This window comes from Gottfriedia endophytica, assembly GCF_017814275.1.
Classification (GTDB): domain Bacteria; phylum Bacillota; class Bacilli; order Bacillales; family Bacillaceae_G; genus Gottfriedia; species Gottfriedia endophytica.
Genome location: NZ_JAGIYQ010000003.1, coordinates 50,753 through 73,876, shown reverse-complemented (window position 1 = coordinate 73,876; position 23,124 = coordinate 50,753). Strand labels below are relative to the sequence as shown.

Here is a 23,124-nt window from a genome sequence, read left to right as displayed (position 1 = left end):
CTTTCATTCTAAATTTGAATTTTAAAGCAAAAAAATAACCCAATTAGATTGGGTTATTACTCACCTATAATAATGGTGCTAGTAATCTTGATAATGATTCGAAAATTCGTAAATACATTGGTCTTTTCAAAAAGTCGGTATATTTGATTTGTCGTGAATTCTTCAAATCATCTTGAAAATCTGCTGCTAATCTTTCTATACTTTGTTCTAAATATAAAAAGGCTGTTATTTCAAAGTTTAAATGAAAGCTTCTCATATCCATATTTGCTGTACCAATAGAAGCTACCTCATCATCTGCCATTAGTATTTTGCCGTGTAGAAAGCCTTGTTTGTATTCATAAATTTCAACGCCGGCATCTAATAATTCAGGGAAATATGACCTTGAAGCATGAAATACAATTTTTTTGTCTGGACGATCTGGCACTAATATTTGCACCTTAACACCTGCATTAGCAGCAACCTTAAGTGCTGTTAACAGATCGTCATCTGGAACAAAATAAGGAGTCATTATACAGATATTTTTTCTTGCATTCGTTATCATTGCAAAAAATAATTGCTTTATCACATCATGTTTATTATCCGGACCACCTGCAACAATTTGAACGACCCCTTCAGAATAGAATTCAGGCAAATCAGTTATTTGAAAATAAACAGGGCCTTTAATAATTTCATTTGTCATATAAAACCAATCTTGTAAAAAGATAACCTGTAAAGATTGGACAGCTTCACCAACTAATTTCAGATGAGTATCTCTCCATTTCCCGTAGTATTCATCTTTCCCTAAATACTCATCACCAATATTTAAACCACCTACGAAACCAACTTGCCCATCGATCACCACAATTTTCCTATGGTTTCGATAATTAATCGTATCATTTAAAATCGGAATTTTTACTGGTGAAAATGGAACGATTTGAACACCAGCTTCAATTAAATCATTTTTATATGTTTTGGAAAGTTGCCAACTTCCAACTCCATCATATAAAAAGCGAACCTCAACACCTTGTTTAGCTTTTTCAATTAAGATGTCTTTAATTTGAGTACCTATATCGTCATCCCGAACAATATAAAATTCCATGTGGATATGGTGTTTTGCTTTTTTTAACTCTTCTAAAATGGCAGGAAAGGTTTCAGTACCATTCGTTAGGACTTGCGTTTTTGTATTTCTGGATAAACCAATATTCCCTTGAGTCAGTCCTACTTTCAGTAAATAATCTAGTTTATCGTTCTTTTCGGCCAAATCACTAACATCTACAGGGTTCTTTCGTTTATATAATTGATAGACATGTTCATCAATTATAGACTTTTTTTTGTAAATTCGTTTTTTTCGATAACTTTGACCAAATAACAAATAAAAGAAAAAACCAAACACTGGAAATATTGCTAAAGCAACAATCCAAGTTAATGTCCTCGCTGGATTTCGATTTTCTAAGAATATGATAAATGCAACACCAATAGCAGTAATGGAAAACATAACACTAACTCCACTAACGAAATTCATTTTTCCATAAAGAATAATATCAAGTAGCCAGTTATATGTTAGCATTGGTGAAGTAAAATAAAGAATGACTAATGCAATAATAATAAATAGTGCTATTTTAAACCTAAATCTCATCTTACCTCTCCTTCAGAAAAAAAGAAGCCGATTTCATGTGAAATAGGCTCCTAGGAAATTGAAAACATTGATTTAAAAAATGACAATGCAGTTTCCTCGTAAATCTTCTTTCCGTACTCCTCTAATACATGAACTGTTATTTTTGATCGTTGACCATATTCTAATAATAAAGAAATAATTTGAAGAATTTCTTTTTCGTTATATGCCTCTTCATTAAATTCTACATATACATAATATTGTTCATTATAAGAATAAATCGTATTAAAAACAGTTGATAAATCTGCCGCGTGAGACATTTCAATTAAATCTTCAAGATTTTTTACAGAAATGACATAATTTTTTTGTTCATGTATTTCATGAGATGATTCATAGAATTCTTCATCTTCTAATTCTGACTCATCGTCTTCATCAAGTGGGATAAAAGGAATTTCTAGATTTTTTTCATGATCTCCTAAATTAACTTCTACTTTTTTCCCGTCTTTTGATAAAACAGCTTTCGTAACAACTACTTCAATTCCAGTATCTAAAGCTTGAACCTGAATCCATAAAGGATCTCCTGAAATAAATTCCTCTGTTAAATGAGCCTCATCGATTAGTTCCCAAAATAGTTGCTCACTTCTCTCACGGTCTAACCAAACCTCATCCTTAGAGAAACCTCTTTCTTCTATGTCCATATAGGATATGGAGAATTTAAAAGTATTGTCGTTAATGCGTTCGATTTCCATTTCTTCCTCTCCTCTCCTGCTAATTCATCATTTATATAAGAACTAAGGCTATGTTTTCGTAAACATTGTTGCTATTTTAGAATGCGTTAATTGATTACAACTTCTATCTATAAATTTAAAAATCTCGGGAAGCAACATTTTTTTAAAAAGATTCAAAATTAATCATCTAAATCATAATTTGTACTATCTTATCATGAATAAATTGTAAAAGCTAATACGAGAACTTTTACATATTTTTACTTGGATTACATTTCCTTATTTGATCGATATGATTACCTATATGGCAACATATCTAAGTTTATTTTATGATAAGAAGTCCCATTTTGAAAATATAATTCACCTAATTTTGAAAAACAAACATATACCTAGAATATACAAGGACAAACATTAAACATTTCTTACAATTTTAAAAATGAGGTGGAATTCTTTTGGAACTGTCTTATCTATGGTCTATATTCTTTATTATTACAATTGATATTATTTTAGGTGGCGACAATGCGATTGTAATTGCACTTGCATGTAGAAAGCTTCCTTCTAAAAAGCGGAACTTTGCAATTATTTTAGGGACAATCATTGCGATTTCGTTAAGAATAATTCTTACACTGGGAGCTATATTTGTATTAAAAGTACCTTTCTTACATTTAATCGGAGGAATTCTTTTATTATACATATCTTATAATTTATTAATTCAAGAAAATGATCACTTATCAAGTATTAAAGAAAATTATTCGGTCTTCCAAGCGATTCGTACGATTGTATTTGCTGATTTAGTAATGGGGATTGATAATGTATTAGCTATTGCAGGTGCTTCAAATGGGCATCCTTCCCTAGTAATATTTGGTCTCTGTATTTCCATCCCAATCATCATTTGGGGTAGTAAGGTTGTCTTATTCTTTTTAGAACGTTTCCCCATCCTAGTTTTTATAGGAGCTGGTGTTCTTGCAATAACTGCAGGAAATATGTTGATTGAGGAACCATTTATTGCATCATTAATTGGTAATGACAATTATCTCAACATTCTAATCCCGACATCATGTGTTTTATTGATTACTACCGTAGGAGGATTCTTTAACTTTTTGAAGCTTAAAAAAAGAGAAATGTAAAAAAAGCTGTAGAAAGTACATGCGTTACTTTCTACAGCTATATATCAAACATAAAATAATAAGTGAATTCATAGGTTAAATAATAATCTTTTTAACTGATTAATATTGTATTATGTTTCACATAGATAAGATTAAAAAATTATTCATTTACTAATCTTTGTGCTTCTTTTAATTGATACGTACGCACTGAACGTGGTAAAAATCTTCTAATTTCATCTTCATTGTAGCCTACTTGAAGACGTTTATCGTCGATAATAATTGGTCTTCTTAATAATCCAGGATATTTTTGAATGATATCGTATAAATCCTGAAGTGGAAGACTCTCTAAATCAACATTTAACTCTTGAAAAATTTTAGATCTTGTAGAAATAATCTCATCAGTTCCGCTTTCTGTCATTCTTAAAATTTGTTTAATTTCTTCGATTGACAATTGCTCTGAAAAAATATTTCTTTCTTTATAAGGAATATTGTTTTCTTCTAACCATAATTTAGCTTTTCTACAAGAAGTACAACTTGGTGAATTATATAAGATTACCATACTGCTCTCCCCCTAATATACATTAGTCTGAAAGTCATAATCAATTTTTATTTTTAGCTCTGTTTAATTACATTGTTTATATTCACAAAACAACATAGCTATTTTTTAGATAAATTACTTTTTTATAATAACTATAAATTATCACTTTATGTTCACATTATACTATACTAAATTCTATAAATATACACTAATTTATAAAAAAAAACTTAAAAAAATGTTACAATCATCAACAGTTTTCTGTATATTTTTAAGTTTTTTACAACTAAACGCTTTCATATAACTTTTAAATCTATTAAAATAAAATAGAGAACAATATCGGAGGTTTATATATGGTAGGTTATTTTATAGATCTAGTGCTTGTTGCAATATTCGTTATTGGTATAACAGCGTTTAATGGTGTTATTACAAATAGTATTGGTGAAAAACTATTTGGTCGCAAGGAAAAAAGTAAATTTGTTGATATGTCTGATCGCATGACAGCAAATTTCAACCGTGTAGGTGGTAAAGGAATTTACCGCAAAAAAACTTATTAAAATAATCTAGTTTTAAAGCTTAAAATGACTGTCTAGGACAGTCATTTTATTTTAGGCTGTTTTCGTATATATTGTTGCTATATAAGTATGTGTAAGTTGATTTCCACTCCAGGATGCTCGCTTTCCTATGGGCGTGAGCTGAGCCTCCTCGTCGCATACGCTCCTGCGGGGTCTCAGCCTTCCCGCATCTCCCATAGGAGTCGTTCATCCTTCCGTTCCAATCAACTTCTGTCTTAAAATTTACAATACCTAATAGTAACAATTCTTTAAAAAAGAGCCTTATTTTAACGGAATATCTATGTATTTGAAGTATTTATTTGCTTCAATTTCTTGATACACTCTTAAGAAGTTTACCTCAAATGTTGGATAAGGTATTAATTCTTTTTCTGCCCTATAAGCCATTTCTTTTAATTCTTCGCTTGTTAATCCAAAATAAGTTTGTCCTAATGTTAAGTGAGCCGTATAGTCACCTAGCTCTAAATATTGTTTGATTATTTCTTCAGTAGGTGAAACTGCTTCAATAATTTTTTTATGTAAATCATATATTTTATCAGAGTCAACAGTTAAAAATAATACGCTATCTCCAAAAAAAGCTGGTTTATTTAACACTACTTCAAAAGATGGAAAACTTTCACAAATATTATTCACTTTATCTAACCAATCTTTGTCGCTTGTTAATCCTCCTTGAGCCTTTACAGTAATATGAGGTTCAACAACATCAATTAGAAAATTATTTGACCATTGGTTTTGGAATTACATAATTTTATTTTTATATTCATCAGGTGGTACTACACCAATAAAAAATTGCATTCATATCCTCCTTAATCAAGTTTAATAAAAACCAAAAAGCGACAGCTCTTTCTTTTAATAGAAAAAGCTATCACTTTTTGGTTTTTATAATTAATACATTTCTTTATAAAGTTTAAATTCCGCTTCAGAACATAACACAAAATGTCCCGGACGAACTTCTCTGAATTCTGGTTTTTCGTCTCCGTAGTTGTGTTGTTTTGGATCATACACAATACGTTTGCGATTGCGCTCATAATCAGGGTCTGGTAAAGGAATTGCTGATAATAAAGATTTCGTGTAAGGATGAATTGGATAATTATACAATTCATTACTATCAGCTAATTCTACAATTTTACCATGGAACATTACACCAATTCGGTCACTAATGTATTTAACCATCGATAAGTCATGGGCAATGAATAAATATGTTAAGCCCTTTTCATTTTGTAATTTTTTTAGAAGATTTACTACCTGTGCTTGAATTGACACATCCAGTGCTGAAATTGGCTCATCTGCAATAATAAAGTCTGGTTGCACGGCTAACGCTCTTGCAATACCAATACGTTGGCGTTGACCACCACTAAATTCATGTGGGAAACGATTAGCGTGTTCTTTGTTTAACCCAACTGTTTCTAACAGATCATATACCATTTTAGTACGTTCTTGTCTATTTTTTGCAAGACCATGAATATCAATTCCCTCAGCAATGATATCTGCAACCTTCATTCGAGGATTTAATGATGCATAAGGATCTTGGAAGATCATTTGCATACGACGATTAAATTGTTTCAAGTCTTTTCTATTTTTCTTTCCATGTACGTCTGCTCCATCAAAGATAACTTGACCATCAGTAGCATCATATAATCGGATGATTGTACGTCCAGTAGTTGATTTACCAGATCCCGATTCTCCTACTAATCCAAACGTTTCACCACGATAAATGTCAAAAGTAACATCATCGATTGCCTTTACTACTGTTTTTCCAGTATTAAAGTATTGTTTAAGATTTTTGACTTCAATCAATTTTTCTGTACTATTTGACATTTACTACACCTTCTTTCATACGACTGATACGTTTTTTAACAACTTCAGGTGGCTCAACTTTCGGAGCATCCTCATGTAATAACCAAGTTGCTGCATAATGCGTATCAGATACTTTGAACATTGGCGGTTCCATTTCAAAGTCAATTTTTAAAGCATTTGGATTACGTGGAGCAAATGCATCTCCTTTTGGAGGATGTAATAAATCTGGCGGTGTACCAGGAATTGCAATCAATTCATCCTCCTCATTTTCTAAACTTGGCATTGAAGCTAATAGCCCCCAAGTATATGGATGTTTTGGATTGTAGAATATATCATCTACTGTACCAATCTCTACTACTCTACCAGCATACATTACTGCTACTTTATCAGCTACATTTGCAACAACGCCAAGATCATGCGTAATAAAGATAATAGCTGAATCAGTCTTCTTTTGAATATCCTTCATTAATTCAAGAATTTGAGCTTGAATTGTAACGTCTAACGCTGTTGTTGGTTCATCAGCAATTAGAAGCTTTGGATTACATGCAAGTGCCATCGCAATAACAACACGTTGTCTCATCCCACCCGAAAATTGATGAGGATATTCTTTTAAACGTACTTCTGCATTAGGAATACCTACTAAGTTTAAAAGATCTAAAGCTATTTTTCTCGCATCAGCTTTATTCATCTTTTGATGCTTAATTAAACCTTCCATAATTTGATATCCAATTGTCATTGTTGGATTTAATGATGTCATTGGATCTTGGAAAATCATTGATATTTCTTTACCACGTATATTTTGCATTTCTTTATCAGTTAATTTTGTTAAATCTTTACCACCAAATAAAATCTCACCCTTTTTAATTTTACCAGGCGGATTTGGAATTAATCCCATTAGAGCTTTAGATGTAACTGATTTTCCCGAACCAGATTCACCTACGATTGCTAATGTTTCTCCCTTTTTCAAGTCAAAGCTAACCCCACGTACAGCTTGTACTTCACCAGCATGTGTATAAAAGGAGACACATAAATCTTTTACTTCAAGTATTTTACTCATTTTTCATTCTCCTTTCAATCATTACTTACCTGCTTTTGGATCAAGAGCATCACGTAATCCATCAGCTAATAAGTTAAAACTTAAAATTAATAAGCTGATGACAACTGCTGGAATCGCCATCATGTGTGGGTACGTTTGAAGTGATTTAAATCCATCACTTACTAGTGAACCTAATGAAGCGAAAGGCGGACGAATTCCTAATCCAATAAAACTTAAGAATGCTTCTGAGAAAATCGCACTTGGAATTGTAAACATCATCATTACAATAATTGGTCCCAGAACATTTGGAATTAAATGTTTTGCAATTAATCTTGAATTTGATGCACCTAACGTTCTAGATGCCAATACAAATTCTTGGTTTTTTAATTTCAACATTTGTCCTCGAACAATACGAGACATATTTACCCATCCGGTAATTACCATTGCTAATGAAATTGATAAAATACCAGGATTTTTGAAGATTAATATAAATAGAATTACAACAATCAAGTATGGAATTCCCATTAATACCTCTGCAACGCGCTGCATGATCGTATCAGTTCGACCACCATAGAAACCAGATATTCCTCCATATGTTACACCAATAAGCATGTCAATTGCAGCTGCCAGTAAACCAATATAAATGGAAACTCGAGCACCTTCCCATGTTCTTGTCCATAGGTCACGACCTAGATCATCCGTTCCGAACCAAAAGTTATACTTAACTCCTTTAGCTTTATATTGATCAACACCATATTGATCTACACCATCAAAAGGTAACCAATGAACATTTGCTAGTATTCCAATTTTTGGTGGTAATTTTGCACGACTAATATCTTGGTCTTTATAAGAGTATTTACTCATGGATGGACCAGCAATTATAAAGAATATTAAAATCCCAAGAATAACCAGCCCAAGAACTGCCCCTTTATTTTTGAACAGTCTTCTTGTAGCGTCTTTCCAAAATGAGTCTGCAGGTCTAGTGATCTTCTCTGCACTATGCAAATCAGATTTAGCAGGTTGAAATAAATCTGATGAAATTTTTTGTGCTGTATTATTATTCATTATTTCTTACCTCCCGCTAAACGAATACGTGGATCAATGATTCCGTATAAAATATCAACCGCAAAAATAACGATTAATAAAAATGCGCTATAGAAAATTGTAGTACCCATAATAACTGTATAGTCATTAACTGTAATCGAATTTACGAATTGAGACCCTAAACCAGGTACTGCATACATATTTTCAATTACTAATGTACCTGTCATTAAGTTAACTGCTAATGGACCTAAAATCGTAATAACTGGAATTAACGCATTTCGTAAAGCATGCTTTAAAATTACGCCTAACTTAGAAATACCTTTAGCTCTTGCCGTAATAATATATTCTGAATTCATTACTTCAATTAATTCAGTTCTAGAAAAACGACCAACTGTTGCAATTACAAACACTGATAATGCAATTGTTGGTAATACTGTGTATTGAAAACCATCCCAATATGCTACAGGGAACCATTCATGTTTTACAGCAAATTCAAATTGTAATAAAGCTCCAAATACGAAGGACGGAATCGAAATCCCTAAAACAGCAATAACTGTTGATCCATAATCAAATATCGTATTATTTTTAAGTGCTGAAATAATACCTAATATTAATCCAACAAAAGTACCTAATAAAAGTGCTTGACCACCTAATTGTGCAGACGGTCCAATACGTTGAGTAATCATTTGTGTAACAGGTCGATTATCATATTTAAATGATTCCCCTAGATCACCCTTTGCCAGATTTTTAATATAGGTTAGATATTGTACTGCTACTGGTTTATCTAAACCATATTTCTTTAAAATAATGTGCTGTTGTTCAGGTGTTAATTTCTCCTGGTTATGCAAAGGAGAACCTGGTAATAGTTTCATTAAGAAAAAAGTAACTGTACAGATTAAAAATAGTGTAATAAACATGTAAACAAATCTTTGTAGTACATAACGTCCCACAATAGCACCTCCTCAATTTACTTTCTAATATTTTTTATTTTTTGATAATTCTTTTTATAAAAGGAGAGTATGTGGCATCCCAAATACTCTCCAGAACTTACTAATTAGTTCCAAATTTCAGTTATTAAAGAATACAAGTCTTTTAAATGATTAATAAAAAATAGTAATTAAACTATCGATCCAAAAAGTAAGCGCTATCTTTCTTTTAGAAAATTGATAACAACTTTTTACACTTATTAATTATGTAAATTATCATATTTTTTAACTTATTAGAAATATTTACCTTTACTAATTCTAGTATAAAAGTACTAAATCCTTCATTAAAAATTGATTAATTCAAATTACCAATCTTAGTTTCTGATTTTATTCGATTTACCCCCTAGATGTCTATAAGATTGTTATAGAAAAATATTAATCTACAATTCTGAATTTTTAGCACGAAATGATTTTCGATTAAAATCGATTTTTTTCTACAATTTTTATTATACCGATTTATCAGATTTTTACAAGAATTTTGCGATAAAATTCTATACATTTTGAAAAAACTGTTAATTATTTAACTAATTTTAACAATTTTCATACTTGTTTACAAACTTCTTAAATTCATACTATATTATACTTAGAATACTTTTCAATCTATTTTTACTTCTAGGGGTGGAGTTAATTTGATGCAAAAAAAAATAGTTACAATCTTAATCGTGGGTACGATCGTTTCTTTTTTACTAACAATTATTCAAGGTACTTCAAAAGTCTTTCTTCATTTTACGAATTCAATCTTTTATATAGGTTTAGTTTTGTTAATCGTTGGTGGATTTTTATTTGTAATTGAGAGTGGATTTTTTAATCTTACTCGTTTTGGAATGAAAAAAGTTTTTAAACGTAATGAAGATAAAGTACTATCAATGACTGGTGAAGAATCAACTGAAGTAAGTAAAGAGATGATCTATAAAAAATATTCTTTTTCAATCACTAAGCCATTTCTCTTTTCTGCATTTAGTTTTATTGCATTATCTTTGATTTTTAGTTTTATTATTTTATCGTAAAACTGTATCATTCGCTTGAAATATGTATATAATTAATATATTATTATTAGTAAAATATATATTGAGCTATGAAGAAGAGTAGTACTCAGTAATGTATGTTTAGAGAGCTTGTGGTTGGTGCAAACAAGTCTTACATACTGAAGGAATGGACTTCTGAGCTTCGGACTGAACAATTTTTAAGTAGGCTTCGACGTGACTCTGACGTTAATAGAGTGCATAGTTTTTTCACTATGCGATAAGTGATTTCCTTTGGAGGAAATAACTAGAGTGGTACCGCGGTTTAATCGTCTCTATTTTTTAGAGAGATTATGCCGCTTTTTTTATTTTTTAGCTCTTTTCTAAAAGATTGTTGCTTTGAGATTTTTAATTTTGGCTATTTTTTTAATGATTGTTGCTTTTAAAAGACAGAAGTTGATTACAACGGAAGGGTGCTCGGCTCCTATGGGAGATGCGGGAAGGCTGAGACCCCATAGGAGCGTATGCGACGAGGAGGCTCAGCTCACGCCCCTAGGAAAGCGAGCATCCTGGAGTTGTAATCAACTAACGCATTCTAAAATAGTAACGAAAAAGCCTTTTTTTAAACATTTGGCTCTGTTAACAACTTTGTTGCTAACTACGAGAATCAAACTATTTTTTAAATTAATTTTTTGGAGGTAATTAGTATGCAAACAATTTTCAGTGGTATTCAACCAACAGCAAGTGGCGGGATTACTTTAGGTAACTATTTAGGAGCTTTAAAACAGTTTATTGAGCTTCAAAATGATTACAATTGCTATTTTTGCATTGTTGATCAGCACGCTATAACTATTCCACAAGATCGCCTAGAACTTCGAAAAAACATCCGTAGTTTAGCAGCTATTTATGTTGCTGCAGGTTTAAATCCTGAAAAATCTACAATTTTTATTCAATCTGAAGTACCTGCTCATGCACAAGCCGGATGGATGATGCAATGTGTTTCTTATATTGGTGAATTAGAACGTATGACACAATTTAAAGATAAATCTTCAGGTAAAGAAGGTGTAGTTGCAGGGTTGTTAACTTATCCTCCTTTGATGGCTGCAGATATTTTACTATATGGAACAGATTTAGTTCCTGTTGGTGATGATCAAAAACAACATATTGAACTGACACGTGACTTAGCTGAACGCTTTAATAAAAAATATAATGATATCTTTACAATTCCTGATATCCGTATTAGTAAAAATGCAGCACGCATCATGTCCTTGGCAGAGCCAACAAAAAAAATGAGTAAATCAGACGAAAATCAAAAAGCAACTATTTTTGTATTAGATGAGCCAAAGGTAATTGAAAAGAAAATTAAGAGTTCTGTAACTGATTCTGAAGGTATTGTAAAGTTTGATAAAGACAATAAACCAGGTATCTCAAATCTTCTAAGTATTTATTCTGCCTTCACTGGTGAAACAATTCTACAACTTGAACAAAAATTTGAAGGCAAAAATTATGGTGATTTTAAACAAGCGGTTGCTGACGTTGTCATTGAAGGTTTAAGACCATTACGTGAGCGATATCATGAAATCCTTAACTCTGAAGAATTAGATCAAATATTAGATAATGGCGCACAAAAAGCAAATATGGTAGCAAATAAAATGCTTAAAAAAATGGAAAATGCGATGGGATTAGGAAGGAAAAGAAAGTAAAAAGCAGGGCCTAGGTTCTAGGTTCTTGGACCAATAGTAAATGAAATCAGGCTAATTTAGAAGAGTTTCTAAATTAGCCTGATTTTTAAATCTTATACTTGTTATTAATTTACCTTTTGCTCATGTTCCATTTCCCAGAGCTTTTCAAAAAAAGGCTGACCTTTTACAATACGCTCACATAATTGTTCGTGACGCTCAGTCCACCCAAACTTTATTTCTTCATATAATTGGACCCAAATATCATCAAACACCAAAGCTTGGATATCTTTATATGAACTGGGATTCCATTCAGTATACCAGTAGCGAATCTCAGATGTATTTTTCATGGAATATAATTGATCAAGTGCCATAAAAAGTAGCTGTTTAAGTTGGCGTTCTTTTCTTGTTAAACCATTCATGATCTTTGGAGAAGGTGACAGAATATGATGCTCTTTCTGTTCTTCTTTGTTTAAAATTTGGAAGTTAAAATCATTTCCTTCTAACTCTTGTGTCATTTCATAAACCATCTGTTCTTGTCTAGGAATTAAACGACTTTTCCGAATTGGAATATTGTAACCGATTGTATCTACCGCTAATATACCACTGCCGTCAGTTACAACAAAACAATAGTCTAACTGTATTCGCTCATGATTTTTACGGACATATGCCTTTTGGTACACTTCTGAAATAAGCTCTGAAGGTAGTTCAAGTAATTCATTCTCAATAAAATGAAATAGCACAGGTGTAACTTTAATAATAGGAACTTGATCCAATAATTCAACATTGTCTTCTTTACGCCATTCAAAAAAATGACAAACATTATAACCGTTCTCTTCACCTTCAAACCAATTGACCCATACATCATGTAGATACAACATTTACTACCCCTCACTTCACAACTGTATGTAACCATCAGTATGGTCAGTGAATAACTAAATTATTCCAACAAAATCCCTAATTACAAAAACTCATTTTTTATTCACATTTTGAATAATTAGTTATTAGCAAGATAACTTATTGCATGATCTTTTATTATTTGACTATTTATCGAGATAAGTTGATTTGATGACCAATTTTTCTTTTTTACACATTCCTTCACAATATCGTAACCTACACAATATCCTAATAAATTTGGAAAACTTTTTAACCCAAATAATAACGTTTGATATAACTCATCTTCATTTGTTAGATTCAAATGCTCTTCTAAATAATGTTTATAAAACTGGCGACATTTCTCAGAAGAGTAAAGTGTTGTCCATGGTGCTTGATACCTTTCTCCTACCAATTCATTTACTGCATTCTCAGCAAGTCCTTCTAATATCATTGCATCTAATAAAGTAACCTTCTTATGTTGATATAATCGCTTTAAACGGACAACATGATTGTATTCATGTATTAATACTGCTTTATGTTGCTTTATTCCTTCTAGTGGAGATAAAAATATGCAAATCCCATTATCAAACGCTACTCCACCACGATGAAACGTAGGTGAGCGTAGAAATTGCCTTACACTTACACAAGGAAATATAAAGATAGGAATTTCAGGACCATTCCATTCTTTTTTTATTTTTATATATTCATTTTGAAGTTCTTTCCAAACTCCCGCTTCTTTTAATAATCTTATTCGCTCTATGAAGTCATCATCCCATTCTGACATCCCATTTTTGCGCAAATGATTGTACAATTCTTTACCATTAGGAAAATGAAAGTAGTGTAGAAGCTTTTTCAAGATTTCTTGTTTATTAAATTGATCTTTCTCAAACCAATTATACGTTTGCACAACTCCCATTTACTCACTCCCCTTTACTAATTAGCATATGGTCATGAGGTAAATTAGAAAGTCGTCCATAAAAGAAAACACCCTTTGAATGATAAATCAGAATGGCTGTTTTTTTGTAAAATTTGTAGTTAACTGTTGTTTTTTAGAATGCGTTAGTTGATTACAACTCCAGGTTGCTCCCTTTCCGTGGGGCGTGAGCTGAGCCTCCTCGGCTAGCCTGCGGGGTCTCACCCTTCCCGCTATTCCCACAGGAGTCTCGCACCTTCCATTGTAATCAACTTCTGTCTTTAAAATTACAAACCTCAGAGCAACAATCTTTTAGAACATAGCCCCCCAAAAAAGAACTTATGAAATCTCACGGGTTCTCTTTTCAGAGAAAAGCTATTTAATTGAGGCTAAATTCCAATTCAAATAGCAATAAAATTAACACAATAAATCGTAGTAAAAAAAGCATTGAAATTGAAATTGAATTCAATACTCTTTTTCGGTTATCGTTATTAATACAAAGCTGTTCAGCTATCTCTTGACCCGCCCTACGGTTACTCCAACTCTGAATTCCATCGATAAAGTAAGTGTTAATTTTCTGTGATTATAATAACAATTTCTATGAAAACCTTGATTTAACAATAAAAAAGACAGACCCAGATTTTGTTGTTGGGTCTGTCTTTTCGTTATTTATTATTTACTTTTCTCTCTCAAAGGTGACCTGTTATAGGAAATCCTAAGCTTCGTATTTCTTGAATGCAAGTGTAACGTTATGACCACCAAATCCTAAAGAGTTACTAATTGCAAAGTTCACTTCTTTTTCAACTGCTTGATTTGGAACATAATTTAAATCACATTCTTCATCTTTATTTTTATAGTTTATTGTAGGAGGAATAATGCTTCTTTCAATTGCCAAAGCAGTTATAATCGCTTCTACAGCACCTGCTGCTCCTAGCATATGACCCGTCATTGATTTTGTTGAGCTAATAGATAATTTAGCTGCCTCTTCTCCAAATACTTCTTTAATTGCCATTGTTTCAAATTTGTCGTTTAATTCTGTACTTGTACCATGAGCATTAATATAGTCGACTTTGTTTAATCCTCCGTCTTTTAAAGCCATTCTCATCGCACGAGCTCCACCTTCTCCACCTGGAGCTGGTGCAGTAATATGGTGAGCATCACCAGTAGTACCATATCCAACAATCTCAGCATATATTTTTGCTCCACGAGCAAGAGCACTTTCAAGCTCTTCTAAAATGACAATACCTGCACCTTCACCAATAACAAAGCCTTCTCTAGCTGCATCAAAAGGTTTACACGCTTCTTTAGGATCAGGATTTAATGATAAAGCACGTGCTGCACTAAATCCAGCAAGAGCCATGCTAGTGATTGGAGCTTCTGCACCACCAGTAATCATCGCTTTAGCGTCTCCACGTTGAATAATTTTAAACGCATCACCAATTGAATTTGCCCCTGAAGCACATGCAGTTACTGTACAGCCGTTTGGACCTTTTGCACCAGTAAAAATTGATACTTGTCCAGATGCCATATCAGGAATCATCATTGGAATGAAGAATGGACTTACACGTCTTGTTCCCTTTGTTAGAAAAACGTTAAATTGGTCTTCATATGTTTCCATTCCACCAATACCAGAACCAATCCATACACCAACATCATTTGCATTTTCTTCTGTAATTGCTAACTTTGAATCTTCAAGAGCCATTTTAGAAGCTGCAATTGCATAATGAGTAAAACGATCCATACGTTTCACTTCTTTTTTGTCAATAAAATCTTCAGGATTAAAATCTTTCACTTCTCCTGCAACTTTAACAGGGAAGCTTTCTGGATCTTTACGTGTTAAAACGCCGATACCACTTACTCCATTTATTAAATTTTTCCACATTGTTTCTACATCATTACCTACAGGTGTTACTGCTCCTACTCCTGTAATGACTACCCTCTTCTTTGTCATGTTTATCTCTCCATTTCTATCTATATTTATATATTATTTTTTGATTATTTTCCAAAACGTAACGTAATAGCTCCCCAAGTTAAACCACCGCCAAAACCAACCATCACGATCACGTCATCATCTTTTATATTTCCTTTTTTATATTCCTCATCTAATGCAATCGGAATAGATGATGAAGAGGTATTACCATGTCGATCAATTATGACGCTCATTTTTTCTTTTGGTAGCTGAAGTCTTTCTCTTGCTGCCTCCATTATTCTTGTGTTTGCTTGATGAGGAATAAGAAAGTCAACTTCTTCTTTTGTTAATCCTGCAAGTTTCAAGACATTTTCACATGAGTCACCCATTTGTCGAACTGCAAATTTAAATACTTCTCTACCATTCATAAAAATATAATCATCTTTTTTGTAAAGATGTTTTCCGCCACTTCCATCTGCACCTAATTCAAATGATAAAATACCACGCCCATCACTAACAGGTCCAACAACTACTGCACCAGCACCGTCACCAAATAAAACTGCTGTATTCCGATCAGTCCAGTCAGTTATTTTTGATAACTTCTCAACACCTACTACTAATACATGTCGATAGCTACCCCCATTAATAAATTGAGAAGCAGTTACAACACCATACATAAAACCAGCACATGCTGCACTTAAATCCATTGCTGCTGCTTTTTTCGCTCCTAAACGATCTTGAATCATACAAGCTACAGATGGAAATGATCGATCTGGTGTTACAGTTGCAACTAAAATTAAATCAATTTCTTCTGCAGAAATTTTCGCATCTTCAATCGCTCTTTTAGCAGCTTCGTATGCTAAGTCAGATGTATCTTGATCATCTGTAGCTATTCTTCTTTCTTTAATTCCCGTACGAGTAACAATCCATTCATCATTTGTATCAACCATTTTTTCTAAATCTTTATTTGTTAACACCTTTTCAGGTACATAGGATCCTATACCGATTATTCCTGCATTCACTATCAATCAATCCTTTCGGTTTTATCACTTAACTCTAGTATCTGGTACTAATTTTAAAGAAAAAAACTTCCTTTGTCTATTATTTTTAATGAAGACGCCAAAAGTTTTTTTATGAAATTTGGAACAATAACAAATTATACTTCATATCGCGATTGAAATGGAAAATAAATTCATAATCTTACCCCAATAGTATACTAAACCGTTTAATTAGTATAAGTGAAAAAACTGCTGAATATGTTGTTTTTGTTTAGCTAAACCTTCATTAAGAGGAAAAGGTGTTTTGATAATATAAGGAGTTACCTCCGAATGAGTTCTTTTACTATTTATGTTAAGCTTAGCAATAAAGTCTTGAATACCATTTGTGATTGTCCCTTCTTTCAATGAAACAGATGCATCTGAAGTTAATTCATATTTTTCTTCTTTAAATTCCTTTTCACTAATTGAAATAATTGCACTTGCTACATCTTCTACATACAGCAATTCTTTTATAGGTAACGTAAAAACATAGGGATTGCCTCGTTGTTCAATATCATGAACAATCATTTGATGAATTGAATGACGAACTGGTTGCCATGGACCATAGACATCAGGTATTTGAATAATTGTTCCTTTTTTTCCTATTTCCTCCATATACTCATGAATTAGTTTTTGTATGTTATTATTTATTTTATTCTTATCCATTAACCAGATAATTTCTTTTATATGATCAAAATTAAAGTGATCAAAATAATCGATTATATTATTTGTTTCATCTCGTTGATTTTTATCTATTAAATGACAATTAAACAGTAGTTTGTATTCCTCATTCCCATGTTGAAAGTCACTTATATCAATAAACTTTACATTTGCATTTCTGCCGACTGCAAAAATTTTTTCCTCCCTTGATTCATAACAATCATTTGTGTCATTTGTAATAATGGCTGTCACACAATATTTTTCCATTAATTTACAAACCAGCTCAAACCCAATAAATCCACTTGCTCCTAAAACAACACATTTTTCCAAATGACATCCCCCATTCTATAAAACTTTTTGATGTAGCTTAAAAAAATGATGTATATCTCTTGCATAAGCATATTTCTTTTCTTCATGAAAAATGAGTAAAGAAAAATCCAACTTTCTGCTAAGCCTCTCTTGCTCTATTAGGCGAATTTGATTTTTCCATTTATAATGATTCCTTGTAGAAGAGTATATTTTAATCGGGGTAATATTTTCGTAAAAATTACAACCTTGTTTTAATGCAAAATTTAAATGATTAGTTTGATATGCATTTAATACTTCATGAAGAGTTCTTTTAAAAAATACGATATTTTTTCGTTCCATTTCTAATTCATCTTGTAGATTTAAAATTGGATTTATTAAGACTATACTTCTAATTCGTATGGGACTGTTTCGAAATAATTTACAGACAAGCAGTGCACCCATATCCTCACCAATAATATGAATAGCTGGATTTAGTGTTTCTTTTCTCATAACAGAGTGATACAAAGTGTTTGCTAAAAATACGGCTTGATCACTTCCCCAATGTCTCCCATAAAAATTACAAGTAAAAATTGTGTAACCTTGACTTCTAAAATATTCAATCATACCCTTTTTATCGACGTGATGAATTAAACAACTTTCTTGATTCTCAACATAATGCGACCGACCACCTATATAAAGTATTCCAAATCCATTAGGTCTTTGAGGTAGGTGAATAACAGCTTGTTGGTCTTCTTGGAAAAAATAGCGTTCCGTAATTTCCATTCTCCTCACCCTACCTTGCTTGTATATTCTTCATACACTTTCAACATCTTTCATTAAAAAAAACATTATTTATTTCTAATCTATGATTGTGGTATGATAAGAATAGCTTAAATTAGGAGTGATATCAGTGCGTATTATTGCAGCTTTCTTCTGGTGTTTCGTTTTATCAAACATGGGTGGCTACGTACTAAGTTCAATGACTGGTGGAGCGTATAATTTTACTTCTTCAACAATCATGTCAGTTGTATTTACTGTCATTATTCTTGTACTTAGCGAAGCTTTAATCCCTAATGAACCAGTAACAAAACATCATTAATCTATACATAACATATGAGACTTGACGATAAAACGTTCAAGTTAAGTGCTTTCTTATGTATAAACACAAATGAAAACGCCCACATAGTTGGGCGTTTTTATTTTGACTTTATTTTTTTATTTAGCTAGTCGCCTACACTTTTCTTGTCTGGTTCCATCTTTAAGCATCATGGTCACTTCACCTCAGAATGAAAACCACACTTCTTCAGTCTGAGCATTTAGTGCCTGTCGAGGCTACCCGAGAGATTACACTTTTTCATGATACGTCCATTTTCTGTTATGGTTGCTGTTTCTCGGGAATTTTTCTCCGGCTTTTAGCTTAATCATCTTAGGGTGATTTACGTTACTATTTGTTTCACCCACTTCAATGTATATTCCATTATTAGGAGCCTTATCTCCTGCGCGAAATTGATGTTGTTGTCCCAAGTGTACTTCCTCCCTTCTATATATGTTTGTATTATTACCTTTTAAATTTTATTTTTGCTATATAATTAGTGGTATGATTAACAATTCTTGGTTTAAAATAATGCAGAAATTTTTTTTATTTTCTTCCTACCTTAAAACATACATTACAATATCTTTTCTAGACAATTCTATATAGATACATTTACACTTATAAATAAGAAAGGGTGATTCCATGAATTCCAACTATTTAATCGCAATTGATTTAGATGGCACATTACTTACTGATCAAAAAACAATTTCAACCAAAACAAAAAAAGTAATCGAAGCAGCTAAACAAGCTGGACACCAAATTGTTATTTCTACTGGGCGTCCTTTTAGGGCAAGTAAAATGTATTATGATGAGTTAAAATTAACTACGCCAATCGTGAATTTCAATGGGGCATATGTACATCACCCACTTGATCCTTCCTTTGGATATTATCATGAAACACTTCCTCTAGAAGTCGCACGTGAAGTCATTGCTTCATGTAAAGAATATGAATTAAAGAATATGTATGCTGAAGTATTAGATGACATCTATGCTGATAAAGATATCGAGGAATCGATTTCGCTTTTTCAGTATATATATGAAGACATAAAGCATGGTGATTTATTAGAAAATTTAACTAATCCACCAACTTGTTTACTAATTGATAGTGATGAAAAACATGTAAGTAGCATTCGTGAGCACTTATCGAATGTTCACGCTGAGATTATTGATCATCGTAGATGGGCTGCACCATTTCATGTAATAGAAGTGATTAAAGCAGGCATCAATAAAGCAATTGGTCTCCAAAAAGTTGCGTCATATTATAACATTCCACAAAAAAATATTATCGCATTTGGAGATGAGGATAACGATTTAGAAATGATTGAATACGCTGGTCATGGTGTTGCAATGGGGAATGCCATTGATAAGCTCAAAAATATCGCCAATTATCAAACTTTAACAAATGAAGAAGATGGTCTCGCTATTTTTCTGGAAGATTTTTTAAATTTACCAAATACAAAGTAGATATTGACTGATTAATCATATTTAACCAATTATAAAAAATCGCGATTTGCCCAAACTAGAAATGACACTTAATAAGTGTTATTTTTAAGGGGGGAATGATGATGGGCAGAGGTACTAAATCTAAACGCTTTATTCAACAAAGTACAGATTTTCTTACAAAGCATTCTGAAAAGTTCCCTTATCACTCTACACTTGCTGAAGCTGAACAACGAAAAACAAAACGATAAAATCGTGTTATCTTTCATCTGCAAACGCCTAAAAGCCTATTGAAAATGGAAACAAGGCTGTCTCAAAATAAGACAGCCTTGTTTTTTCCTTGTCGTTTTTTATTGAAAATCTTGAAGTGTTGTATCAACAGAGTTACTAATTTGGTCATCACTATCTTTTTCATAAATAACTAATGATACAACTCCATTTTTTGGTAAATCACTTTTTGGAATTTTAATATCAAAGTCTAAGTTTGCAACAGAGCCATCTTTACTTTTAATTGGTAATAGCGTTTCATCAATTAAATTATTGTGGCCGTCTTCAACAGTATAATATGCCTTGTGACCTATTTTCACAAAAGTACCTTTCACATGATACAGTCCATTTTCACCTGTTACTTGTATATCAGTTTGTTTCGTTGGACTAACTTTTACTTTTTCGTATGAAAACTCATCTGACAAAGCTTGTGAAGGACTTACTACCTTTTCATCATTAATTTTATTAGCCACTAATTCAGCTTGTACTTTAAATTTTCCATATTGTAAATTTCTTGTGGAAAGATTGACTTGTTCTTCCCATGTTTTCGTTTGATTTGCTAATATGTCACTATTTGTTTCGATATTAGAAAAAGCACCATCTTTTGATGACTGATAAACGATTGTCCCATCTTCTGAAGAGATCGTAAATTCAATTTGTTGAGCGGTTGGAAATGATATGTTTGCTGGGACTGTATTTCCATTTTTAATGGAGTAAGACATTGTTAATAGCCCACTCGCAACATTAACCTTTAAACCCGGTTTTAGACTTTCTACTTTAAATGAGTCATTGTGTTCGATAGTTTGCTTCGTACTTGTAGCAGGTTTAACATCTTTTTCCTTTACCCCACAAGCACTTAATGTAAATAGACATGCTGCAATTAGAATGATACGTCTTTTCATAATCCATCTCCACCTTTGTATTATCCTTATTCAGAATTATACCAAAAAACAATCAAATAAAAGTAAAATAATTAAAAAAAAGGCAGGAAGACCTACCTTTTATGCTTTACGAAATTCTCCTAATACGTCTACAGTCTCTACTACATTTGTAAAAGCCTTAGGATCAACTTGTTTTATAATATGTTCTAAATCATATAATTCATATCGAGTTAGGACAATCATCAAGACATCTTTTTCTTGATTTGTAAATGCTCCAGTTGCATCCATTTTGGTAATTCCACGAACAAGTTTTGAATGAATTTCCTTACTTAATTCTTCACCTTTTGAAGTAATAATCATAGCTGTTACTTTGACATGACTTGTATGAATCGTATCAATTACTTTTGTCACAACATATAAATTCACTAATGTATAAAGAGCTTTTTCCATTCCATATAAATAGCCAGCTGTTAAAATGATAATTGCATTAAACAAGAAGAAATAGTTACCAACGGATTTACCTTTTAATTTAGATAAGACAAGAGCAATAATATCTAAACCACCAGTAGATCCTCCATATTTAAATGTATATCCAATCCCAATTGCAGCAATTAAACCACCAAAGACTGAATTTAATAAAATATCATGTGAAAAAAGTGGTTTAACAGGAATGATTTCTAAAAAGAAAGTCATAACACCAACACTTAGAACACTAAAAAATGTAAAAGAACGTCCAAGCTTCTTCCATGCAAGTATGATTACAGGAATATTTAATAGTGCTAATAAAAAACCAGTTGATACAGTAAAAGGTGTAAAATCACCAATAATATTAGAAAGAAGTTGTGCAAGTCCTGCAAATCCACTTGAATATACATGAACAGGAATTAAAAAACAATTCATTGCAAAAGCATTTAAAAATGCTCCAACGATTACAACAAAAATTTTAATCAATAAATCTTTATTTCTTTCCAACCAACCTTCCTCCTCTTGATGCCAATTTATATTTTTGGCTCTGTTAAACAAGATTGTTGATATTCGCTAAAATCGGATTATATCTCAAAACTCAATTGTATTAAAAATCAACAATAAACTTTAACAGAGCCATTTTTTAAATTATTTGATTTACATATTTTTATTTATAAAGGGTAAAACTAAAGTGAATTGCATATTGAAAGGAGCAAATTATATGCCAAATACAAGTGACAATGATAAAAAGAAAAAAGATAAAAATGCAGCTCGAAAAGAGAACAATGCATTAGCAAATAAAAATGCTCAATCAGCAAAAAATTCTTATTCTAAAAGTGTAGATCATTTATAAATTAAAACTTCCATCAGTGGGTTTTTTCACCTTCCGCTGATGGTTAGCCCGCCCAATTGGGCTTATAGGGGCAGTTATTCCAGGGCCTATCTTCTTTTCTCAATCTTGAAGTGAGGGTATTATTGCTCGTTAATGCGGGATAAAAAACGAAAAAAATTAATTATTTATTAAAAAAAATGAATAAAAATGAATATTTATTCACCGAGAAATCATTCTTCTAATAATAAGTATAAAGAAATCTAAGCAAAAAACAACAAGATATTATCAACGAAAGAAAAGCTCCAAGATTTAAATTTTTCCAATAATTGAAAGCCTTTTCAACAAAAATAAGACTACTGAATCAAAATAGAGTTTTTGTTTCAGTAGTCTTTCTATCTGTACTTTTTCATTTCCTTTTATATTCACTTTC

Annotated in this window: 25 protein-coding genes and 1 other annotated feature; of the genes, 8 read left to right on the top strand and 17 right to left on the bottom strand. The window is 31.9% G+C overall.

The window, feature by feature from the left end; all coding sequences use genetic code 11:
• Positions 1-64 precede the first annotated feature (64 nt).
• The gene (gene cls, locus J5Y03_RS05280) at positions 65-1,615 is read right to left on the bottom strand and encodes a cardiolipin synthase (protein ID WP_209403303.1); all 1,551 of its coding nucleotides are present in this window, start codon (positions 1,613-1,615) and stop codon (positions 65-67) included.
• Between the two features lie 50 nt (positions 1,616-1,665).
• Positions 1,666-2,340, bottom strand: a complete 675-nt coding sequence (mecA, locus tag J5Y03_RS05275) for an adaptor protein MecA (protein ID WP_209403301.1) — start codon at positions 2,338-2,340, stop codon at positions 1,666-1,668.
• A gap of 428 nt (positions 2,341-2,768) precedes the next feature.
• On the opposite strand from mecA, the gene J5Y03_RS05270 reads away from it, so the two are divergent.
• A complete protein-coding gene (locus J5Y03_RS05270) occupies positions 2,769-3,443 on the top strand; it encodes a TerC family protein (protein ID WP_209403299.1) in 675 nt (224 codons plus the stop codon).
• Positions 3,444-3,582: 139 nt separating this feature from the next.
• Here J5Y03_RS05270 and spxA read toward each other — a convergent pair whose 3' ends face one another.
• Positions 3,583-3,981 (bottom strand): transcriptional regulator SpxA, encoded by a 399-nt coding sequence (spxA, locus tag J5Y03_RS05265; protein ID WP_209403297.1) that lies wholly within the window; start codon positions 3,979-3,981, stop codon positions 3,583-3,585.
• 329 nt (positions 3,982-4,310) lie between these two features.
• On the opposite strand from spxA, the gene J5Y03_RS05260 reads away from it, so the two are divergent.
• Entirely contained in the window at positions 4,311-4,514 is a 204-nt protein-coding gene (locus J5Y03_RS05260; protein ID WP_209403295.1) for a hypothetical protein, read from the top strand.
• Between the two features lie 279 nt (positions 4,515-4,793).
• Here J5Y03_RS05260 and J5Y03_RS05255 read toward each other — a convergent pair whose 3' ends face one another.
• From J5Y03_RS05255 to opp3b, 5 genes are all read right to left on the bottom strand, one after another.
• Positions 4,794-5,216: a 2'-5' RNA ligase family protein gene (locus J5Y03_RS05255; protein ID WP_322099555.1), complete on the bottom strand. Its 423-nt coding sequence runs from the start codon at positions 5,214-5,216 to the stop codon at positions 4,794-4,796.
• Positions 5,217-5,414: 198 nt separating this feature from the next.
• Positions 5,415-6,347, bottom strand: coding sequence for an ABC transporter ATP-binding protein (locus J5Y03_RS05250; protein WP_209403293.1), 933 nt, complete (start codon positions 6,345-6,347; stop codon positions 5,415-5,417).
• On the bottom strand, positions 6,337-7,383 hold the full coding sequence (locus J5Y03_RS05245) for an ABC transporter ATP-binding protein (RefSeq protein ID WP_209403291.1): 1,047 nt from the start codon (positions 7,381-7,383) through the stop codon (positions 6,337-6,339). The genes J5Y03_RS05250 and J5Y03_RS05245 overlap by 11 nt, the downstream gene beginning before the upstream one ends.
• Before the next feature lie 21 nt (positions 7,384-7,404).
• Positions 7,405-8,427, bottom strand: a complete 1,023-nt coding sequence (gene opp3C / locus J5Y03_RS05240; RefSeq protein ID WP_209403289.1) for an oligopeptide ABC transporter permease — start codon at positions 8,425-8,427, stop codon at positions 7,405-7,407.
• On the bottom strand, positions 8,427-9,356 hold the full coding sequence (gene opp3b, locus J5Y03_RS05235; protein ID WP_209403287.1) for an oligopeptide ABC transporter permease: 930 nt from the start codon (positions 9,354-9,356) through the stop codon (positions 8,427-8,429). Before opp3b ends, opp3C begins: the two co-directional genes overlap by 1 nt.
• Before the next feature lie 668 nt (positions 9,357-10,024).
• Here opp3b and J5Y03_RS05230 point away from each other — a divergent pair.
• Together J5Y03_RS05230 and trpS are read left to right on the top strand one after the other, a co-directional pair.
• Entirely contained in the window at positions 10,025-10,399 is a 375-nt protein-coding gene (locus J5Y03_RS05230; protein ID WP_209403285.1) for a DUF3899 domain-containing protein, read from the top strand.
• A 59-nt stretch (positions 10,400-10,458) separates the two neighbouring features.
• Positions 10,459-10,694 (top strand) — a binding site (T-box leader).
• A gap of 367 nt (positions 10,695-11,061) precedes the next feature.
• Positions 11,062-12,057 (top strand): tryptophan--tRNA ligase, encoded by a 996-nt coding sequence (gene trpS / locus J5Y03_RS05225; protein ID WP_209403283.1) that lies wholly within the window; start codon positions 11,062-11,064, stop codon positions 12,055-12,057.
• A gap of 104 nt (positions 12,058-12,161) precedes the next feature.
• Here trpS and J5Y03_RS05220 read toward each other — a convergent pair whose 3' ends face one another.
• From J5Y03_RS05220 to J5Y03_RS05195, 6 genes are all read right to left on the bottom strand, one after another.
• A complete protein-coding gene (locus J5Y03_RS05220; protein ID WP_209403281.1) occupies positions 12,162-12,914 on the bottom strand; it encodes a YjbA family protein in 753 nt (250 codons plus the stop codon).
• A 116-nt stretch (positions 12,915-13,030) separates the two neighbouring features.
• Positions 13,031-13,825 (bottom strand): DUF2268 domain-containing protein, encoded by a 795-nt coding sequence (locus tag J5Y03_RS05215; RefSeq protein WP_209403279.1) that lies wholly within the window; start codon positions 13,823-13,825, stop codon positions 13,031-13,033.
• 712 nt (positions 13,826-14,537) lie between these two features.
• Positions 14,538-15,773 carry a beta-ketoacyl-ACP synthase II gene (fabF, locus tag J5Y03_RS05210; RefSeq protein ID WP_209403277.1) on the bottom strand — a complete coding sequence of 412 codons (1,236 nt, stop codon included), beginning with the start codon at positions 15,771-15,773 and terminating at the stop codon, positions 14,538-14,540.
• A gap of 44 nt (positions 15,774-15,817) precedes the next feature.
• Complete coding sequence (locus J5Y03_RS05205; protein ID WP_209403275.1) at positions 15,818-16,753, bottom strand: beta-ketoacyl-ACP synthase III; 936 nt, start codon at positions 16,751-16,753, stop codon at positions 15,818-15,820.
• Positions 16,754-16,960: 207 nt separating this feature from the next.
• On the bottom strand, positions 16,961-17,758 hold the full coding sequence (locus J5Y03_RS05200; protein ID WP_209403273.1) for an NAD(P)-dependent oxidoreductase: 798 nt from the start codon (positions 17,756-17,758) through the stop codon (positions 16,961-16,963).
• Between the two features lie 15 nt (positions 17,759-17,773).
• A complete protein-coding gene (locus J5Y03_RS05195; RefSeq protein ID WP_209403271.1) occupies positions 17,774-18,499 on the bottom strand; it encodes an alpha/beta fold hydrolase in 726 nt (241 codons plus the stop codon).
• Positions 18,500-18,626: 127 nt separating this feature from the next.
• Here J5Y03_RS05195 and J5Y03_RS05190 point away from each other — a divergent pair, with 127 nt between their 5' ends.
• Positions 18,627-18,815 carry a YjzD family protein gene (locus tag J5Y03_RS05190; RefSeq protein WP_209403269.1) on the top strand — a complete coding sequence of 63 codons (189 nt, stop codon included), beginning with the start codon at positions 18,627-18,629 and terminating at the stop codon, positions 18,813-18,815.
• Between the two features lie 245 nt (positions 18,816-19,060).
• On the opposite strand, the gene J5Y03_RS05185 is transcribed toward J5Y03_RS05190, so the two are convergent.
• Positions 19,061-19,240 (bottom strand): YjzC family protein, encoded by a 180-nt coding sequence (locus J5Y03_RS05185; protein ID WP_209403267.1) that lies wholly within the window; start codon positions 19,238-19,240, stop codon positions 19,061-19,063.
• 211 nt (positions 19,241-19,451) lie between these two features.
• Between J5Y03_RS05185 and J5Y03_RS05180 the strand changes: the two genes are divergently transcribed.
• Positions 19,452-20,273: a Cof-type HAD-IIB family hydrolase gene (locus J5Y03_RS05180; RefSeq protein ID WP_209403265.1), complete on the top strand. Its 822-nt coding sequence runs from the start codon at positions 19,452-19,454 to the stop codon at positions 20,271-20,273.
• A 101-nt stretch (positions 20,274-20,374) separates the two neighbouring features.
• Positions 20,375-20,500: a hypothetical protein gene (locus J5Y03_RS19970; protein WP_280849515.1), complete on the top strand. Its 126-nt coding sequence runs from the start codon at positions 20,375-20,377 to the stop codon at positions 20,498-20,500.
• A 99-nt stretch (positions 20,501-20,599) separates the two neighbouring features.
• Here J5Y03_RS19970 and J5Y03_RS05175 read toward each other — a convergent pair whose 3' ends face one another.
• Positions 20,600-21,418: a BsuPI-related putative proteinase inhibitor gene (locus J5Y03_RS05175; protein WP_209403263.1), complete on the bottom strand. Its 819-nt coding sequence runs from the start codon at positions 21,416-21,418 to the stop codon at positions 20,600-20,602.
• A gap of 99 nt (positions 21,419-21,517) precedes the next feature.
• Complete coding sequence (locus J5Y03_RS05170) at positions 21,518-22,369, bottom strand: YitT family protein (protein ID WP_280849513.1); 852 nt, start codon at positions 22,367-22,369, stop codon at positions 21,518-21,520.
• Between the two features lie 214 nt (positions 22,370-22,583).
• On the opposite strand from J5Y03_RS05170, the gene J5Y03_RS05165 reads away from it, so the two are divergent.
• A complete protein-coding gene (locus J5Y03_RS05165; RefSeq protein ID WP_209403261.1) occupies positions 22,584-22,715 on the top strand; it encodes a DUF3941 domain-containing protein in 132 nt (43 codons plus the stop codon).
• Positions 22,716-23,124: the final 409 nt, after the last annotated feature.

Excerpts from the sequence above, each read along its gene's own strand:
- cls (WP_209403303.1), bottom strand. The coding sequence starts at position 1,615 with ATGAGATTTAGGTTTAAAATAGCACTATTTATTATTATTGCATTAGTC.
- spxA (WP_209403297.1), bottom strand. The coding sequence starts at position 3,981 with ATGGTAATCTTATATAATTCACCAAGTTGTACTTCTTGTAGAAAAGCT.
- J5Y03_RS05165 (WP_209403261.1), top strand. The coding sequence starts at position 22,584 with ATGCCAAATACAAGTGACAATGATAAAAAGAAAAAAGATAAAAATGCA.
- fabF (WP_209403277.1), bottom strand. The coding sequence starts at position 15,773 with ATGACAAAGAAGAGGGTAGTCATTACAGGAGTAGGAGCAGTAACACCT.
- J5Y03_RS05245 (WP_209403291.1), bottom strand. The coding sequence starts at position 7,383 with ATGAGTAAAATACTTGAAGTAAAAGATTTATGTGTCTCCTTTTATACA.
- J5Y03_RS05175 (WP_209403263.1), bottom strand. The coding sequence starts at position 21,418 with ATGAAAAGACGTATCATTCTAATTGCAGCATGTCTATTTACATTAAGT.
- J5Y03_RS19970 (WP_280849515.1), top strand. The coding sequence starts at position 20,375 with ATGGGCAGAGGTACTAAATCTAAACGCTTTATTCAACAAAGTACAGAT.
- J5Y03_RS05230 (WP_209403285.1), top strand. The coding sequence starts at position 10,025 with ATGCAAAAAAAAATAGTTACAATCTTAATCGTGGGTACGATCGTTTCT.
- opp3C (WP_209403289.1), bottom strand. The coding sequence starts at position 8,427 with ATGAATAATAATACAGCACAAAAAATTTCATCAGATTTATTTCAACCT.
- J5Y03_RS05260 (WP_209403295.1), top strand. The coding sequence starts at position 4,311 with ATGGTAGGTTATTTTATAGATCTAGTGCTTGTTGCAATATTCGTTATT.
- J5Y03_RS05250 (WP_209403293.1), bottom strand. The coding sequence starts at position 6,347 with ATGTCAAATAGTACAGAAAAATTGATTGAAGTCAAAAATCTTAAACAA.
- J5Y03_RS05215 (WP_209403279.1), bottom strand. The coding sequence starts at position 13,825 with ATGGGAGTTGTGCAAACGTATAATTGGTTTGAGAAAGATCAATTTAAT.
- J5Y03_RS05220 (WP_209403281.1), bottom strand. The coding sequence starts at position 12,914 with ATGTTGTATCTACATGATGTATGGGTCAATTGGTTTGAAGGTGAAGAG.
- mecA (WP_209403301.1), bottom strand. The coding sequence starts at position 2,340 with ATGGAAATCGAACGCATTAACGACAATACTTTTAAATTCTCCATATCC.
- J5Y03_RS05195 (WP_209403271.1), bottom strand. The coding sequence starts at position 18,499 with ATGGAAATTACGGAACGCTATTTTTTCCAAGAAGACCAACAAGCTGTT.
- J5Y03_RS05180 (WP_209403265.1), top strand. The coding sequence starts at position 19,452 with ATGAATTCCAACTATTTAATCGCAATTGATTTAGATGGCACATTACTT.
- trpS (WP_209403283.1), top strand. The coding sequence starts at position 11,062 with ATGCAAACAATTTTCAGTGGTATTCAACCAACAGCAAGTGGCGGGATT.